This is a genomic window from Paenibacillus sp. FSL R7-0331, assembly GCF_000758645.1.
Classification (GTDB): Bacteria; Bacillota; Bacilli; order Paenibacillales; family Paenibacillaceae; genus Paenibacillus_AQ; species Paenibacillus_AQ camerounensis.
Genome location: NZ_CP009284.1, coordinates 4293094 through 4309305 on the forward strand (window position 1 = coordinate 4293094; position 16212 = coordinate 4309305).

Below are 16212 nucleotides of genomic sequence, written 5' to 3' on the forward strand. Positions count from 1 at the left end.
GGCGGCGATGAAAACGAGCAACGAAGAGATCGAACGGTTGAATGCGGCAATGAAGCAAACCTCAGACAAACGGCTTTACGAAAGATATTTAGCGGTTCGCCTTCGACTCGAAGGACAAACCTTTGACGAAATCGGTGAGTTACTTAGTCGTGCGCGCCAAACGGTCAGTATTTATTGGCAAGCCTACCAAGCTCAAGAGCTCCCCGATCTAAAGATAGATCATTCGCCTGGACAACCAACGAAATTACGGAAGAACAAACGTCATCGCTTAGCCGCGATGCTGGAGCAGCATACACCTGTTGATGTGGGTTTCGATGCACATTATACCTGGACCCTGCCATTGGTAGCGGAATGGATCAAACGCGAATTTGGTGTCACCATGAGCGCACGTGGAATTAGCGCAATGCTAAAACGGATGAATTTCAGCTTTACCAAAGCTACTTACATGCTTGCCAATGCCAACGAGGAGGCTCAGGCTTACTTTAGAAAGCACACATTCGCTCAGCTCAAGAAACAGGTAGAGGCTGAACAAATTAACCATCTACTCTTTGAAGACGAGTCTATGATTCGCTCGTATCAAGCCCTTCAGTACAATTGGTTTCCTCGCGGCAAACAACGCAAAGTGCCAACGTGCGGTAAACATGAAGGAGCCAAATTATTCGGTGCTATCAACTATGAAACCGGTCAAGTTCATCACCGAGAAGGAGAAAAAGCGGACACAGCCACCTTTATTCGATTTCTACAGGATCTTCTCGCTACCTATTCAAGCGGAAAAATCGCATTGATTTGGGACAACAGTCGGATTCATCATGCCCTAGAGTTACAGCCGTTTTTAAAGGAACATCCGCGTCTAAAGTTGGTCTTTCTACCACCTTACAGTCCAAATCTCGACCCCGTCGAAGGGCTGTTGCTTAAGGCCGATGTGGTGAACAACATCTTCTTCGAAAAATTCTATAAGATTAGACTTCGTGTAAGTCAATTCATGAAGCGAATCAATAAACAACCGTTAGAAACGATAGCTCGCCTTCTTGTAAGGTTATGAACTTAAATGCGTTCTATATAGTTTCTATTATTACAAAGAATGCACCCATGACATGACAAGTAAACATCATGTTTCTCACACTTTGGGTATCCTTTTGGGATTATTGGCCAATCATCGTCTTCTTCAATTTCAGTCCATACTAAATAATTATTTAAATTAACATATTCTTTATCAAAAGCACTTATCATTTGCCGAAACTGTTCTAAGCATTCAATAACCCAATCTCTATGCGGTTCATAACTTAATCTTTCCCATCCTAAACCATTCATTGCATTCGAGATAGCTCGTAAGATAAATTCCTTTTCACTTTCAAAGGAATCAATTGTCCAGGGCATTTCATCTATGTCAAAATCTACGGTACCTGATCCTACTATTGCTTGATCACGTTGTACCAGCCAGATAATTAGTTCCTTTTCTCTATTTGTTCTAGCTAATAATGATCCACTGATAGCTAAAACCTCAATAAACACTGATGTTAATCCATTTGACAAATGTAAGGAGTCAACTAAATGTTCTAATTGTTTAGGTAGTGATATTGCGTTTCCCATGTTTATATTCCTTTCTGTTTTTTCGGTAATTTCATCTAACGTTGTTGTATTCACGAACCCTCACTGGCTTAAGGGGCATAAGCCCCGGGTCCGACGGACTTAGCCAGTGCGGGGTTGTCTGCTGACTCCACTTCCTCGAAATGCATCTGCAGACCAAGGGCCTTATGGCCTGCCGCGTTAATATGTTGTTATGTGACGTGGGATCTGCGAAGTGTTACTTACAATGTATTACATATCTATTCATCTTTAAATAAGTCTTTGTTGTCTTTATCCGAGAAGTTCTTTCAATTCATAAATATATGTTTTTCCATCATTCTTTAACCACATTAATTTATTGCATACTGGACATTCATAGATTCTTTCTGTAATATTTATAATTTTTGCATCTGCACCTATTAGTTTCTCCCATTCTTTGGTTCCTTCTTCTGGGTTTTCGGCACTTAAATTTGCTCTTAGATTCTCCGTTTCTATTAAATCTTCATATTCTATATCATGAACAATAATAAAACCATCATCAGGAATGGCACTTAAATTATGTATATAATTTCCACAGGCACAAACTAATTTGGGCATATAATTGTATCCCTTTCATGTTTAGATCTTTCAATTATTTCTGTTTATATATTTATCGTGTTTAGCCCATGTCATATAACGTTATATTCGCGAAGTTTCGTCAATCTACAGAATACAAATAAATAAACGAACTACCGAGACTCAGATTGTACCTATATACTATGCTCTATTATACAATGAAATGGAAAAATATTACGATCACTAATCCTATGCTTACAAATAAAAAAACTCCCGCCAAAACATCAGCAGAAGCTTATTAATAATTGATTTACACGAACATCCCATCAATGGCAGGTCGAATAGCCGACGGATAGAAATATCGGCTTGTTCTCCGCCTGTGCCTTGGCAAAAGCCTCATCTCCCCATGGATACCAATCCACGGGGTTGTGGGCGTGCTGAAGCAGGTAGGGTGATTCTTCGTTAATTAATCTATTGGGTGCATTTTGAGTTGTCATGGGGTATCCCCTCATTTCGGCTGATTTGGGTAGTACGTCTAGGGTTAGTTTACCCAATTTGGTGGGGGAAGGGCACAAAAGCAGCCTTCTTCCATAAATATTCTTTTAAATTCCATGGCTGTCGCTATCTTTAAATCTCTGGGGCTAAATACTCAAGTTCATTTACTTACCATCTCTATGGAAGAAACTTCATGCCAATCTTCAGAACCAATCTTATTTAAAATTCCTTCCTTGTCTAGTGAGGCCTGATAAGATTCATAGGAATCGTTATAATCAAATTGATTTAAATAGTAATTCCCATCCTTATCAGTTACGTACATATAATACTCCGATTTTGGATCAGCTCCTTCGTATGAATATTGAAGAATATAAATACGATCAACTTTTTCATGGGAAGGCAGGGAAGTCTGGATTCCATCTTCTTTCCAAATGTAAAATTGTTTTAATAGTTTATGATCCCCTATCATATCTATTAATTCTGGTTGAACGTTTGTTGAATCAGTTTTGTAAATGGAGATATAAATGTTGGTGGGGATTTGATTATTCATTGGTTGATGGTTAGTTTCTCCCCCTTTTGAACAAGCTGTCAATAACAAAATAATTAACAAAATCGGGAATAAAAATCTGTTTTTCATATTATCCTCCTTTTTATTTTTTCAAAAAAAGGTTTTTAATGATATTTATAGAAACCTTAGCTTCACCTGAAAATAGAATTTCACATGAGGGAAATGAGTTAACGTCTGTTAGTGAAATAAGGCAATATTTGAAGAGTAACAATCACGTAAATATCCTGCTTTATGATGAATCCGGTAAAATTACTAATTAGTTCCATAGCGACGGTAACGAGATTCAATATCACTATAATTCCGATGGCGATATGATTGAATCTACTGATTCTTTTAACGGCAAACAGGTATATGAGAGAGATGAATCAAAAAAGTTAAGATCAATTAAGACCTATAATAATAATAATAAATTAATGGGGTAGATATGAATCAACTTATTTCAGACGCCCAATTCATAAATACTTCAACCATGTCCTCGACATCAATCCAGGCATTCCTTACATCCAAAAACTCAATATTAAAAGATACAGTACTAATCTACTACTTAGATTCTTCTGGCAAACCCTATTTTAAGGGAGATACAATTAACGCAGCTTCTTCTATTGCAAGTAGTGCGCAGACCTATGGTGTAAATCCTAAAGTTCATTAATTTTGGGGATACTGTAACTTCTAATGGAGTAACTTATAAAAACTACGTTTGGGTAAAAAATAAAGCGACATATTCTTTATATGTATATACTCCACATACAATTGATACTTCATTATTGCCTACAATTGGTGGAGGAAATTATCTATTTGTTAATATTGCTAAAGGCTGGTGAGGAACCACCCTTTGGAACTAAGTGTTAAGAGTAAGCAAACAAGGCTGCCTTCAAAGTCAATTAAAAGACTTTAGGCAGCCTTGTTTTTTATAAAGCATATGTGATTCTGTATGAAGGCAGATAAAATGAGTAATATGCTACGGATGGATCTTTTTATAACGAAGTTGAATTGACACGTACGGTCGTCGATCTAAAGTGATTATATTTTCACAACTAAGTATAGTGGAGAAATAAGTTCAATGTCAGATGCTTGGGCAAATGAGTTTTGCAAAGAAACACTCTCAAATATCCAGGGCAGAAGAATCAATCCCCATCTATATAAAGCATCCTGTGTTACATACTTGTTGGAAGTTAAGAAAGTCCCCATCGAGATCGTATCAAAATATGTAGTTCATCATGAAAACATCGCTACTACTATAGCCCATTATGATTTAAGGGATTTTGCAGAAGAAAGAAATAAGATATTCGGTTAGTATAATGCTGATCTAAATTACGTCTCATAAACACGAGAGCAAGAAAAAGTCGGCTGCATATGACAGCCGACAAATTTTTTAGCTTTGCTGATGATCACTCTTACTTTTTAGGTATACATCAATTTTCTCTATATAGTAGTCATCTGTTGGATAGATACCTAAATTTTCATATTTCCAAACCACTTGTTGAAAATCAGGACCAAGTAAATACTTTCCTTCATAGTCAAAATCAATACCAAATTTACCTGTACTCTCTAAATGCATGGTAACACTGTGCCAAACTTCAGAAGATATTTTTTTATATTCTTCTTGTAAAGTAACAAAATATTTACCCAATTCATCTAATAATTCGGTATAAATATCCCAATCGACTCCGTAAGTACTAGGAATATTATGAGAGTAAATCAACTTATCCAATGATTCTGATTGGTAATAAAAATATATTGTCCTTGAGTCAGATAATGACTCAGCATAAAGATAGATTTTGCTCCAATCATCTGGAATAATTTCAACAAGTTTAGTTGCTATGAATTGATACAATTGTTCTATGTTATTAGTTGGCAAATTCATTCTCCTCCAAAGCGATTTTTTATTGGAACGATTTTAATGTCTTCGTTTCCGATCTGTCCCCCCCCCCCCCAATTTACACCATCAAATCCACAAACCTCACTCTTCCCTATATGATACTCCCTATTTCTTGCATATTGCATATTTGATTGTAATTAGATAAAAGACGAGCCACTTTGAATGAATGGGGGATTATGGGCGTGGTATGGACAAGCTCTATGAGTGGTGCACCCTGGACAAGAAGCAAAATGATGGACGCGACGAAACAGCTGCGGCAGCGGGCGCGTATTTCATTTGTCATTGATATAGACAAGCTCGAAGATTTAGCTGAATTAGATAAGCATGTGTTTGCTATACGTCCGGATTTAGTGCTGTCGATTAGTCAGATTGATCTGAAGGGGCGTTATACCCAGCAATTGTTACAGGCGATAGCGGAATTACAACATATCACTGCCTTGCAGTTAAACCTTCGCCATAGCATTGATTTGAGCATACTTGGTAAGTTAGAGCGGTTGCAGTATTTTTCAATAACCAGTAGACAGCCGGTACATTTAAGCTTTATTTCGAACTTTACAGAACTTAAATATCTTTCGGTGCACGGGAAATTTCACGACTTAACACCAATAGGTGATGCTGCCGGGCTGGATACAATACTTTTGAGCACTACTATTCATGAGCTTGATTTTGTCCGTCAATTACCGAAGCTGAAGTGTCTCTTTATTCATGATTGTACATTGGAAGGCTCACTGGACGCACTGGTCGATTCCACAGTGACAATGCTCAGTTTAGCGGGTATACGTAACTTAACAGACTTAACTGCAATAGAATTAATGTATAAGCTCGTGTACCTGCGATTATCCTTATCAAAGGTGGAATTTTTATGTGATTTTTCTAAAATGCAAGATCTTAGACAGCTTGAACTGGATCAGATGAAAGCTTTACAACAGATCGATCCTTTATGGACAGCACAGCAGCTTGAGCTGTTAAGTCTAAGAGAGATTTCCACAACTGTTAAAGCGAAGGATCTAGAGCCTTTGACCGAAATGGAGCATTTACAACAGCTGGATTTTCAGTTTATTGATTTTAATAAAGGCAGGATTACGGCATTACGGGAATGTCGTTTTGACTTCTCTTCGATGCTTAAATCTTAGCTTTAATGTTGAAAGAAATATAAGAAAAAATAAATAATGCATCCTATAAAGGGATACATATTCGAATGCATCCGTTTAGAACAATCAACTACTTTGGATATGTTGATTAGCTAGATGTATAAAAATGTACCTGCAGTTAGTGAAATTGCAACTCCAGAAATTGCCCAGAAGCCTTCACTTTGCTCAAAAAATAAAGCTGCAATTAGCATACCTAAAATACAAAAAAAAGCTCAGACTGACCAAATATTTAAGTAATCTCAAAGAATTTTCTAACATAGTCCCAAATAATAAAGACAACATAATAACTTCTGTAACTTTATGTAATAGCATAGATGAGATTATAACAGTTGCTATTTGATCTTCCATTAATAGTGCGGTCGTTATAATTGATCCATCGAAAAAACTATGAATCGCTGCCCCTATGAATAGAAACTTGAGAGATGCCGATGAATCCAATTCTTCATTATGTTGATGCCCAAGGTGAAATAGAATTGGGATTAATATACCCAGAACTACAAAAATGAGTCCCTCATGAGAGAATTCGATAGCTGATGGGATGAGTTCTAATATTGTAAAGGTAAGAAGTATTCCCATGTTTATAGAGACAACTTTACCTTGATATCGAGCAATCCATTGAATATTGGAACTTACCAGTACTCCAGCTAGTACTGAAATTAAAATCAGTGCAAGTGTTATCGTAAAATATGCCAATATTTCATCTCCTTTGTCTTACCATTAATGTCGAAAGTTTTAACCACTTCAATGAATTTAACAATCAAATCTTGTTTTAAATCCTCTCGATTCTGTATGTTTGTTTGTTTGATAAAGTGACTTTTTAATTTTCGGTTCAAATCTGTTTATGATATTTAACATAGCTGTGTTATCATCACGTTTAGCTTGAATCAGCAGGTCATATAATTGGTTCATTTTCTGCCTCCTGTTGTTTGGTTGTTTTTAATAACATCAATTAGTTTTCCAATAGTCTCACTTAATACGTCAATCTTTTTTTCAAATCGAACAAGCAGATACAAGGTTACACCTATCGAAAATCCTACATTTGCAATTATTTGCACAAAATTTGGCACATCATCCATTTTCATTCCCTCCACTCAAGTTCGAAGAGTTTCGCAATTTGGTTATTGCATTTTTTTTCGTTTTAGAAATACTTTGCTGAGTTACTCCTAATTTGAGTGCTATGTCAGTATCACTTAAGTTTTGAGACATGGTTAGGTTCAAAATTCTCCTTTCCCGTTTGGTTAGGGCCATAAATGCTGCATATAAACTAGGGGTGCTGATTTGGTCCTCTAAATTTTCAAATAAATGCTCATCTACTATCTGTCCTTCTGTTATATTAGATACCTCTGCTTCTGAAACTTCATCAAAAATCAATGAGAATTTTTCATTATACTTTCGATTTCTTTTGTCTAAATTAATTGAACTATAATGGAGCAGACTAGAGATATAGCTAATGAATCTTCTTTCAATATCTATAATCGCGTTGTTCTCTTCTTCGCCTTTTGAGTTATCGTCATGGATCATAGAATATTCCCCCTTATAATATAAAGAACTTTATCTAGAAAAAATAACAACCAAAAAGAGAACTTATGTTCTCATTATTATGCCATTTTATTTGATTTCGAATAAAAATTTATCAATTATATAAATTGAACTTAAGAATTTATGTTAAGGAATGAGTGGCGGAGGGGAATTTTGGAACTGGAGGAGCGGTAGCGTCCGCCTGAAAGCTTTTCGCAGAAAAGCTCGCATCGGAAGCATAAGCTGTCTGCGGATTTCAACCGTTAAAAACGGTATAAATCAAGAAATCTGCAGAAGGGCAGCGGCTGGAAGTCCAAACATTCTCTGAAGTCACATGCAATCCCAAAACAGCAATATTATTAGTTCAATCTATATAGGATTTTTCTTAACCACTGGTATAGAACAAATAAAACAGCATGTTCAATAGGAATTTGCTGTTTTTAATAAACTGAATTTAACTAAAATCTACATTCCATGACAATATCGTAGCTTATTGTTTCCCCCGATTAAGGATCGAGCACTTTGAATGAGTTTCAAATATACCCCGTATGTAGACTCTAAATTTGTCCAAGATTAGAATGGGTCTTATAGGACTAAAGGCGACTAGATAAAAGTTTAGTTATATTGAAGAGGATTGATACAACGAGGATTTAAAGTATGGTTATTGGTAGCACTCCAGATAGCCAAATAAAAATATCAAGAGAGTTAAGTATTAGACCAGAACTGTTAATATGAAGCAGCGGAAAATAGAAAAGAGGCCTTAATCCATAATTTACAGGACTAAGACCACTATAACTGTTAGATAACGTTCATTTTAAATTTCTATAGGCCACGGGTGAAATGTTAAAGCAACACTTAATTATCTATAAGTTTTTGGAATGCCGGTGAATCAAATCTATCCCCTTGAATAAGCCACTTCTCATTTTCTTTGAATAGAGTTAAAACCCCCTCCAATGGTACCCGTTCCTTTTCTTTTCTATCCTGGTCAAGCAACACTAAATCTACATTGTACCTTAATTCAACGACATCAGGTTTTTGCCCAACGAGATTAAACACAAGATTTTCGGGTTTTAAAGATGCTTGCTGTTTCTTAGCTGCTTGTAGAGGTAGAACAGTTATCCGTAAGTCAACTGCTTGTTTTGAAAAGTACTCAGTATAAAAGCCTTTCATCGTTTCATTACGAGCTTCAATTGATTCTTCTGACAAAATATCCTCAGTCAGTTTAACTTCATACTCTAACTCCTTGTAATCCTTTGCAGCCAAAGTTGCATCATTAATTTCTTTTTCATCTAAATCTGGTTTTTGGCTTTCCGTTGGTGTATTACTATTCGAGGAAGAAGTGGCTACACTTTGAGAAGATTCCGATGCTTTATTATTTTGTTGACATCCACTCATAAAAGTTAAAAGCAAAGCAGTACCAATTAAAATTACCGAGAATTTACGCATGTGATTCCCCCCTGGTTTTTAAGGATAATTATACCATAATCCCTCTAATTCCAATTCCACATTAATTTCGTGGTATGGTTGTTATTTTTGCTTCTCAAAGCTCTTTATAGAGTACAAGGGCGTTCAACTCCGGATTGACGCTTTTGAAAAAAACTCAGGAGTGATTAATATGGCAGAAAATCCTTGTCCAACTTATACTGATGGTCACCATATGGTGGCAAGTCTTAGTCCGCGTGTAGTTGATGAAAATGGTACTCGCCTTTCGGAATTCGATGGCGGTGGCTTTTTTAGATGCAAAGGTTGTGGAGAATATATGGTTGCATCCGGTTCCCCACAACTGGGACATTATGTAGCAGATTATATTACACAACACGGCATTATTTCCGCTGCATCCCAAAGTGGTATCTGGGCAGTAAAGGCTTATCGTAGTGCAGTTCGATATTCGGCAACCACTACTTTACCTGGATACAAGTTCATTGGGTATAATTAAAACACAATAAGTACATTTCACAATTTAATCTTTAGCCGATCCAGTCAAGGTCCTCTTGACTGGATTTTTCCGTTTACTTTGCTATCTACAGCTAAGACTTAATATAAACGGATTCAGTTTAACCAATGATAAAGAATCTTCCGACCAAAAGAGCGAATTTTAAGCATATTTCAGCAAACAGGCCTTGCAAAGGATTACACGCCAATCCACAAATCTCATTCTCCCCTATATAATACTCCCTATTTCTTCACTTGTGGAGTTTAGCAGTCGATACTCAATATGAGGTATAGTAGTAAGTGATTGAATTCCAATTGCTTCTACGATCCTATTTCCTGCATATTGCATATTTGATTCTAATTAGATGTAAGACGAGCCACTTTGAATGAATGGGGGATTAGCTATGGGCGTGGTATGGACAAGCTCTATGAGTGGTGCACCCTGGATAAGAAGCAAAATGATGAACGCGACGAAACAACTGCGGCAGCGGGCGCTTATTTCATTTGTCATTGATATAGACAAGCTCGAAGATTTAGCTGAGTTAGATAAGCATGTGTTTGCTATACGTCCGGATTTAGTGCTGTCGATTAGTCAGGTTGATCTGAAGGGGCGTTATACCCAGCAATTGTTACAGGCGATAGCGGAATTACAACATATCACTACCTTGCAGTTAAACCTTCGTCATAGTATTGATTTGAGTATACTTGGTAAGTTAGAGCGGTTGCAGTATTTTTCAATAACCAGCAGACAGCCGGTACATTTAAGCTTTATTTCGAACTTTACAGAACTTAAATATCTTGCGGTGCATGGGAAATTTCACGACTTAACACCAATAGGTGATGCTACGGGGCTGGATACAATACTTTTGAGCACTACTATTCATGAGCTTGATTTTGTTCGTCAATTACCGAAGCTGAAGTGTCTCTTTATTCATGATTGTACATTGGAAGGCTCACTGGACGCACTGGTCGATTCCACAGTGACAATGCTCAGTTTAGCGGGTATACGTAACTTAACAGACTTAACTGCAATAGAATTAATGTATAAGCTCGTGTACCTGCGATTATCCTTATCAAAGGTGGAATTTTTATGTGATTTTTCTAAAATGCACGATCTTAGACAGCTTGAACTGGATCAGATGAAGGCTTTACAACAGATCGATCCTTTATGGACAGCACAGCAGCTTGAGCTGTTAAGTCTAAGAGAGATTTCCACAACTGTTAAAGCGAAGGATTTAGAGCCTTTGACCGAAATGGAGCATTTACAACAGCTGGATTTTCAGTTTATTGATTTTAATAAAGGCAGGATTACGGCATTACGGGAATGGTTCGCCCAAGCAGGGAAAGCGCATATTCTGTATGAGAATATTCCTGAAGACCAGCGGATGGAGCCCCTGTCGCTATTGCATCTCCAAGAACATTTAGGTCTAGATAAAAGCTAGCCAATAACCCAATCCGTAATAGCCCGCCCCCCCGTTCATGACCGCGCATAATAGATAAGGAGACAGGCTTGTTAGCTCACTTCGCGTTATTCAAAGCCTCTCCTTAGCGATTCTACCTTACACCAATGCTTCCTGAGTCACTTTTAACATATAAGGTATTCTCCCCCAAGCCAATAGTTCCATCAACTCTCTTATTGGTTTTCTCCGTTGTTAAGAGATTATCCAAGCGGACCGTTGTATCACCTTTTCCATTTTCCACTGCCAATTTCAAGCTGGCTGGAACTGTTAGATAATGAACCTGAATATCCCCGGATTTCGTTTCGACTCTCGCCTCCCCTGATTCTTCTACCCCGCTAAGAACGATTTCGCCGCTTTTGGTATACAGATTCATGACTGAACTGATCACATTGTTAAAATAAAGATCATTGCCCCTGCCAGCTACATCGATCCGCTCAAAAGAGCTGTCCTTTACATTCAGGTCCCCTTCTATTAGATTAAAGTCGCCCGAATCTGCTTCCACCTGATTTAAGTGCATGCTGCCAGCTTTATTTTCAATGAGCAAACGATGGGTGACCAGCGCCCGGATCTTGATGTCTCCTTCATTATTGACCATACTGACCTGTTCCACTGTACTTTTAGGAATTAAGACCGTGATCATCCCCTGCTTACGAAAAGAAAAGGCGGAGAATGCCCCTCCAATTTGCTTATCCTGCTGAATTACCAATCTGCCGGACTGGCTTGTCACTGTAACAGGAGCCTTGTTCTTGTCTGTCTGCTTCCCCTTAATGTCTATATGGACTTGATTGTCAGTTGACTCCTTCACCACAAGATTCCATGAATCACCTTTAAGCTCAATGCTCTTAATATCTTGAGCCGGAATCTGTTGTGTCAGCACAAAATCCTGCGGCCTACCCTGCAAGCCTATAACCAAAATCCCCGCCAGAACCAGCACCATCGCTATCCAAATCCACTTATTTGATTTCATAGCTTATACAACATCCTTTCTATCAATCGTCCGGTACGACAGGTAAGCGATAGCCAAACCCAGCAAGCAAAAAACGACAGGTACGCCGATAAATTGAAACATGGATACTGAACGGCTTCCATCTGAAACCATAGAGTTCAGCAGGATTCCCAGGATTACTGAGCTGGTGATTGTGGTGGCAGTAGATTTTTTATGCATGCCGAAAGACAACGGAATAAGACTTAAGCCTGCTGTCATTACGGAAGCAATAAGAAGGGATGGAAGGGTAGCCGCTACGTCTTCCTTTGACGCTGCTGTTTCAAAAAAATGCACAGTGGGATTCAATAAGACGGTCAACACCTCAATAAAGAAGGTAGAGATCACTACACCGAAGAAACAGAAGCCGAACACAATCATTAGCTTTGCTTGCATCATTTTTTTGCGCGGTAAAGGATATGTGAACAGCAATTGAATAGTTTTATTCTTATACTCATCAATCACCAGTCTGGAAATAAGAATGCCTGAAAAAACAACAAAGGTAATGCGAACAAAAATGTTAGCCAGTGACATGAAGGCTGTGAAATCCATAAACATCGGTTCCTCCTGAACATTTGACATTAGCGCCATTCCTGCTACCATTCCAAAAATAATTATCATACAAATCACAGCCCTTATCCCATATCCCGCCAGATTATTTCTCTTCCATTCGATCTTCATTAATCTGAACATGTTATTTGCCTCCATTAATAATATTCAGAAAATAATCTTCAAGGTTGCTTGGCTGTAATTCGATACGATTTATAACGTTAGCATTTTCTCTTCGGATTTCACTCATCTTGACTTCCTTAATGAATTGTCCATGATTAATAATTCCAATCGTATCCGCAATGGACTCAATCTCGGAAATAATATGGCTAGAGAGCAGAATGGTCATCCCGTAGTTATTCTTCAGTTCCAGCAAAAGCATACGGATGTCTCTGATCCCCACAGGGTCCAAACCATTAATCGGCTCATCCAAAATCAGAATTTCCGGTTTGGTAAGAATGGCTCTGGCAATTCCAAGGCGCTGTTTCATCCCAAGCGAGAACTCATGCACTTTTTTGTTCCCGGCTTCTTTTAAGCCTACCGTTTCCAGCACCTCAAGAATGCGCTCCTCATCATGATACTGAGTGTACGCACAATGAACTTTCAGGTTCTCGATGGCTGTTATCCGGTCAAAAAAAACGGGATATTCGATGATGCTGCCGATATGCCGCAAGTATTGATAAGAGGTTGGCGTGATCGTCTGATTCAGCACCACAATCTCGCCTGATGTCGGCTTCAGCAAATTCAGAATCATTTTCATTATTGTTGTTTTCCCCACACCATTGGGTCCCAAGAACCCGTAGATCTCACCTTTTTCAATATGCATAGTTACATCTGAGACAATTTCATTTCCTTTGAATTCCTTTGACAAGTGATTGATCTGGATTATGGATTCCATGACGCTCGCTCCTTATGGGATGTTGTCTGTCTGCTGCCATTCCAGCATAAGGCTTTTATCCACGGTTCAAGATAGCTACATCACCAACAGTCCTTTAACCTTCATAAACGGTACTCTGGATACCAGCACAAAAAGTGCCGGCAGCTATTTATAAAACAGCTTACCGGCACTTTAAGTTATGGTTGTCTTATTGCTTCCATCTTTTCAATGGTTTCCTTCAGCAGCCGTCTTGAAACCAGACAGCTCTCGTTTTGATCAAACAAGATCCATTTGTTCTTTTTATCAACGGACCTGATATTGGCCAAATTGACTACATACGCCCGATGGCAACGAAAGAGCCGTTTATCCTGATCTGCAATTTCATTTAATTCAGCATAAAAATCAAGAACCTTGGTCTTCGTAACCAATCTTATTTTATGAGCAATTTCCATAGTTTCGAAGAAAAAAATATCAGAAAACGGGATTTGAAAGCTGGTGTATTTATTCTCGAAAGAAAAGGTATCGGAACTTACAGGAATAGTCCTTCTAGAATTAGCAATCAACAGACACTCTTCAACTTTATGTATGAAATCAGCTTCCTGTAATTCTTTTTCAATAAAATCCAGAGCAGCTACACGATACTCAAACGTTACCGGCGCAAGCTCGGAATGTGTGGTTACAAATACAATCGTGCCGTAAGGGTCCCTGTTTCTAATCTCCTTAGCGATAGCAAGCCCTTTTTGTTCCTCATGCTTGATCTCCAAATCGAGAAAATACAATTGATGGTCGGCTGCATGCTCCATTTTCTCCAGCAAATGATCAGGTTTTGCAGTTGAAAATAAACTCCGGTAACGAATCCGATGCTTTAGCGCCAAGGTCTTAATGATGCGTTCCAGCCGCTGCTGCTGGATCAGGTTATCCTCTAGTATATAAATGTTCATCTTTGTTCTCCAGCCTTTCTTAGAATAAGCGTTTGAGAGAACAAGCCCGGCTGGACCTCTGTTTCAAGCGATGCGAACTTCATTTCCTTCATCATTTGCTGCACGTTGTATAAACCCAGGCCGCGCCCCTTGCCTTTGGTCGAATATCCCCGCTCCCCCAAATGACGTATACTGACCTTCTCCGCGCTGTTATTCATTATTTTAATCCGTTGAACGGCAGTGTCTTCCAATAATACAATCCACATTTTCGCCTCATCCGTCTGAGCTGCTGCTTCTATTGCATTATCCAATAATATGGAGAGAATCCGCGTAAAAGAAATCAGTTCCATCTGAATCAAATGAATGTGCTCTTCAATTTCTAATGCCACATCAATTTTCATTTGCTGGGCCATTATCATTTTGGCAGCCAGAATGCTTTTGACCTCTGATACATGCATGTTACGCAGCTTGACGAAGCTGTACTCATTCTTGCGCATCAATTGCCCGGTGGGCTTGACGGTCTGATCATATACCTGCTTGACCTGCTCCCAATCCTCCCGGTAAATCCCTTCCTCCAGGGTCAACAGAATGTTGGCATAGTCATGCCGAAACCCTCTGAATTCATCATATATTTTTTCGAGCTGATCTGCATAATCCTTAAGCTGGACCAGCCGCTCATTTCTGGATTTCTCAACTTCTCTTTTTTGGATATGATTATATTGAAACTGCATATACAGCAGGGCAATTACAAAGAGCAGCCACATTCCTATAAGCAGGGTTCTATGAAAGGAACTGAAGTCCCCCGTCTCATTGCCAATGGTCAAAATCGGATACACGGAGAGAAGGATAATGACTAAAAGAAGAATGACCGGCAGCAGAATGATTGTGCTGGATGCCTGCAGAATTTCTTTATTGAGCTGCGGAACATAATGGCGCACCAATCGAAGAACGATTTCATTGATAATGGGCGGCGCCATCGCTGTGAACAGATACGGCAGATATTCAATATTCGCAGATGATTGTTTGAAGATAAATCCGACCAATCCTGTAATTGGATCTGCTGCAAGATAACCGATAAACGAGTTCACTACCAAGGCATAAGCTCCGTAAAATACACCTAATGCAGTAAATGTTCTCTGATTCTTGAAATAGGAAATGACCACAAAACAGAAAAACAGCGTAATTGCGCCCCATACCCCGATAAAATGTGTAGAGACAAAGCCTATGATTACAAATATGGCCAGCCAAGCTGAACTTTCTTTGACCGTAAAAGGATAACGTGAAATAGATTGAAAAATAAAAAAGAAGCTTAGGATTTGAATGATCATGATTACATTAGTCATTTTGACAGCCACCAATCCTTATGTAAAAAAGATACATCTTTCACCGTTATTTTCCAAACTATAAACTAGATCTACTTAACATAATCCTCAAAAGAAATCTTATACTCGCAGAAAAGCAGAAAATGAAAGGTGATCATAGCTGATAAACTTCGAACCTTCTTCAATAGATGAGGTTCTATCATACTTCGCGTATTGGTTACTTGAATATATTGCCACATATCGGTAAGGTGTGTCGATAAAAATATCCATGTATTCGAACATACTATCATTGCTGGTTGAAGACCGTTTCGTTTGTTGTATTTGAGCCGTATGTATTCTCTTCTTCTATGGTATCTTCACTTTGTGGTATTGTTCTGGCTAAAGACACTGATAATAATACAAATAGAATTTTAACCTTCATTACTGTACGCCACCCTT

18 protein-coding genes and 2 pseudogenes are annotated in these 16212 nt (G+C 38.3%); 5 read left to right on the top strand and 15 right to left on the bottom strand.

The genetic code is table 11. From position 1 onward, the window contains the following. Positions 1-7 precede the first annotated feature (7 nt). Positions 8-1042: an IS630 family transposase gene (locus R70331_RS18300; RefSeq protein ID WP_042182867.1), complete on the top strand. Its 1035-nt coding sequence runs from the start codon at positions 8-10 to the stop codon at positions 1040-1042. Positions 1043-1044: 2 nt separating this feature from the next. Here R70331_RS18300 and R70331_RS18305 read toward each other — a convergent pair whose 3' ends face one another. The 4 genes and pseudogenes from R70331_RS18305 to R70331_RS18315 all read right to left on the bottom strand — a co-directional run bounded on the left by R70331_RS18305 (position 1045) and on the right by R70331_RS18315 (position 3253). Next, the gene (locus R70331_RS18305; RefSeq protein WP_331281483.1) at positions 1045-1644 is read right to left on the bottom strand and encodes a hypothetical protein; all 600 of its coding nucleotides are present in this window, start codon (positions 1642-1644) and stop codon (positions 1045-1047) included. A 213-nt stretch (positions 1645-1857) separates the two neighbouring features. Beyond that, positions 1858-2163, bottom strand: coding sequence for a DUF8617 domain-containing protein (locus R70331_RS18310; protein ID WP_042177703.1), 306 nt, complete (start codon positions 2161-2163; stop codon positions 1858-1860). Between the two features lie 287 nt (positions 2164-2450). After that, positions 2451-2618: pseudogene (locus R70331_RS31115) on the bottom strand (DUF255 domain-containing protein); the annotation flags it as partial. Positions 2619-2776: 158 nt separating this feature from the next. Further along, positions 2777-3253, bottom strand: coding sequence for a hypothetical protein (locus R70331_RS18315; protein ID WP_042177705.1), 477 nt, complete (start codon positions 3251-3253; stop codon positions 2777-2779). Positions 3254-4202: 949 nt separating this feature from the next. Here R70331_RS18315 and R70331_RS18320 point away from each other — a divergent pair. Next, positions 4203-4478 (top strand): annotated as a pseudogene (locus R70331_RS18320) (tyrosine-type recombinase/integrase); the annotation flags it as partial. A gap of 78 nt (positions 4479-4556) precedes the next feature. On the opposite strand, the gene R70331_RS18325 reads toward R70331_RS18320, so the two are convergent. Further along, entirely contained in the window at positions 4557-5042 is a 486-nt protein-coding gene (locus R70331_RS18325; RefSeq protein ID WP_042177709.1) for an immunity protein YezG family protein, read from the bottom strand. Between the two features lie 197 nt (positions 5043-5239). Between R70331_RS18325 and R70331_RS18330 the strand changes: the two genes are divergently transcribed. Then, complete coding sequence (locus R70331_RS18330; RefSeq protein WP_156131156.1) at positions 5240-6196, top strand: leucine-rich repeat domain-containing protein; 957 nt, start codon at positions 5240-5242, stop codon at positions 6194-6196. Positions 6197-6379: 183 nt separating this feature from the next. Here the strand turns inward: R70331_RS18330 and R70331_RS18335 are convergent, their stop codons facing one another. From R70331_RS18335 to R70331_RS18345, 5 genes are all read right to left on the bottom strand, one after another. Beyond that, positions 6380-6907, bottom strand: a complete 528-nt coding sequence (locus R70331_RS18335) for a ZIP family metal transporter (RefSeq protein ID WP_042177711.1) — start codon at positions 6905-6907, stop codon at positions 6380-6382. A 57-nt stretch (positions 6908-6964) separates the two neighbouring features. Continuing rightward, positions 6965-7123 (bottom strand): helix-turn-helix domain-containing protein, encoded by a 159-nt coding sequence (locus R70331_RS31600; protein ID WP_156131157.1) that lies wholly within the window; start codon positions 7121-7123, stop codon positions 6965-6967. Further along, a complete protein-coding gene (locus R70331_RS31125) occupies positions 7120-7290 on the bottom strand; it encodes a YvrJ family protein (protein ID WP_156131158.1) in 171 nt (56 codons plus the stop codon). The genes R70331_RS31600 and R70331_RS31125 overlap by 4 nt, the downstream gene beginning before the upstream one ends. After that, a complete protein-coding gene (locus tag R70331_RS18340) occupies positions 7283-7735 on the bottom strand; it encodes a sigma-70 family RNA polymerase sigma factor (protein ID WP_042177713.1) in 453 nt (150 codons plus the stop codon). The genes R70331_RS31125 and R70331_RS18340 overlap by 8 nt, the downstream gene beginning before the upstream one ends. 852 nt (positions 7736-8587) lie before the next feature. Then, a complete protein-coding gene (locus tag R70331_RS18345) occupies positions 8588-9178 on the bottom strand; it encodes a hypothetical protein (protein WP_042177715.1) in 591 nt (196 codons plus the stop codon). Positions 9179-9347: 169 nt separating this feature from the next. On the opposite strand from R70331_RS18345, the gene R70331_RS31605 reads away from it, so the two are divergent. Both R70331_RS31605 and R70331_RS18350 read left to right on the top strand, forming a co-directional pair. Next, the gene (locus R70331_RS31605; RefSeq protein WP_156131159.1) at positions 9348-9668 is read left to right on the top strand and encodes a hypothetical protein; all 321 of its coding nucleotides are present in this window, start codon (positions 9348-9350) and stop codon (positions 9666-9668) included. A 400-nt stretch (positions 9669-10068) separates the two neighbouring features. After that, the gene (locus R70331_RS18350) at positions 10069-11106 is read left to right on the top strand and encodes a hypothetical protein (protein ID WP_042177718.1); all 1038 of its coding nucleotides are present in this window, start codon (positions 10069-10071) and stop codon (positions 11104-11106) included. A gap of 112 nt (positions 11107-11218) precedes the next feature. On the opposite strand, the gene R70331_RS18355 is transcribed toward R70331_RS18350, so the two are convergent. The 5 genes from R70331_RS18355 to R70331_RS18375 form a co-directional block, all read right to left on the bottom strand. Next, positions 11219-12091 (bottom strand): DUF4097 family beta strand repeat-containing protein, encoded by an 873-nt coding sequence (locus R70331_RS18355; protein WP_042177720.1) that lies wholly within the window; start codon positions 12089-12091, stop codon positions 11219-11221. A 3-nt stretch (positions 12092-12094) separates the two neighbouring features. Next, positions 12095-12799: an ABC transporter permease gene (locus R70331_RS18360; RefSeq protein ID WP_042177722.1), complete on the bottom strand. Its 705-nt coding sequence runs from the start codon at positions 12797-12799 to the stop codon at positions 12095-12097. Between the two features lies 1 nt (position 12800). Beyond that, complete coding sequence (locus R70331_RS18365) at positions 12801-13553, bottom strand: ABC transporter ATP-binding protein (RefSeq protein ID WP_042177725.1); 753 nt, start codon at positions 13551-13553, stop codon at positions 12801-12803. Between the two features lie 176 nt (positions 13554-13729). After that, complete coding sequence (locus R70331_RS18370) at positions 13730-14473, bottom strand: response regulator transcription factor (RefSeq protein ID WP_042177728.1); 744 nt, start codon at positions 14471-14473, stop codon at positions 13730-13732. Further along, positions 14470-15795, bottom strand: coding sequence for a sensor histidine kinase (locus R70331_RS18375; RefSeq protein WP_042177730.1), 1326 nt, complete (start codon positions 15793-15795; stop codon positions 14470-14472). Before R70331_RS18375 ends, R70331_RS18370 begins: the two co-directional genes overlap by 4 nt. Positions 15796-16212: the final 417 nt, after the last annotated feature.

Coding starts and splice junctions, on each gene's coding strand:
- R70331_RS18365 (WP_042177725.1), bottom strand. CDS start 13,553: ATGGAATCCATAATCCAGATCAATCACTTGTCAAAGGAATTCAAAGGA.
- R70331_RS18310 (WP_042177703.1), bottom strand. CDS start 2,163: ATGCCCAAATTAGTTTGTGCCTGTGGAAATTATATACATAATTTAAGT.
- R70331_RS18360 (WP_042177722.1), bottom strand. CDS start 12,799: ATGTTCAGATTAATGAAGATCGAATGGAAGAGAAATAATCTGGCGGGA.
- R70331_RS18350 (WP_042177718.1), top strand. CDS start 10,069: ATGGGCGTGGTATGGACAAGCTCTATGAGTGGTGCACCCTGGATAAGA.
- R70331_RS18330 (WP_156131156.1), top strand. CDS start 5,240: ATGGGCGTGGTATGGACAAGCTCTATGAGTGGTGCACCCTGGACAAGA.
- R70331_RS18345 (WP_042177715.1), bottom strand. CDS start 9,178: ATGCGTAAATTCTCGGTAATTTTAATTGGTACTGCTTTGCTTTTAACT.
- R70331_RS31605 (WP_156131159.1), top strand. CDS start 9,348: ATGGCAGAAAATCCTTGTCCAACTTATACTGATGGTCACCATATGGTG.
- R70331_RS18340 (WP_042177713.1), bottom strand. CDS start 7,735: ATGATCCATGACGATAACTCAAAAGGCGAAGAAGAGAACAACGCGATT.
- R70331_RS18355 (WP_042177720.1), bottom strand. CDS start 12,091: ATGAAATCAAATAAGTGGATTTGGATAGCGATGGTGCTGGTTCTGGCG.
- R70331_RS31600 (WP_156131157.1), bottom strand. CDS start 7,123: ATGAACCAATTATATGACCTGCTGATTCAAGCTAAACGTGATGATAAC.
- R70331_RS31125 (WP_156131158.1), bottom strand. CDS start 7,290: ATGGATGATGTGCCAAATTTTGTGCAAATAATTGCAAATGTAGGATTT.
- R70331_RS18315 (WP_042177705.1), bottom strand. CDS start 3,253: ATGAAAAACAGATTTTTATTCCCGATTTTGTTAATTATTTTGTTATTG.
- R70331_RS18370 (WP_042177728.1), bottom strand. CDS start 14,473: ATGAACATTTATATACTAGAGGATAACCTGATCCAGCAGCAGCGGCTG.
- R70331_RS18300 (WP_042182867.1), top strand. CDS start 8: ATGAAAACGAGCAACGAAGAGATCGAACGGTTGAATGCGGCAATGAAG.
- R70331_RS18375 (WP_042177730.1), bottom strand. CDS start 15,795: ATGACTAATGTAATCATGATCATTCAAATCCTAAGCTTCTTTTTTATT.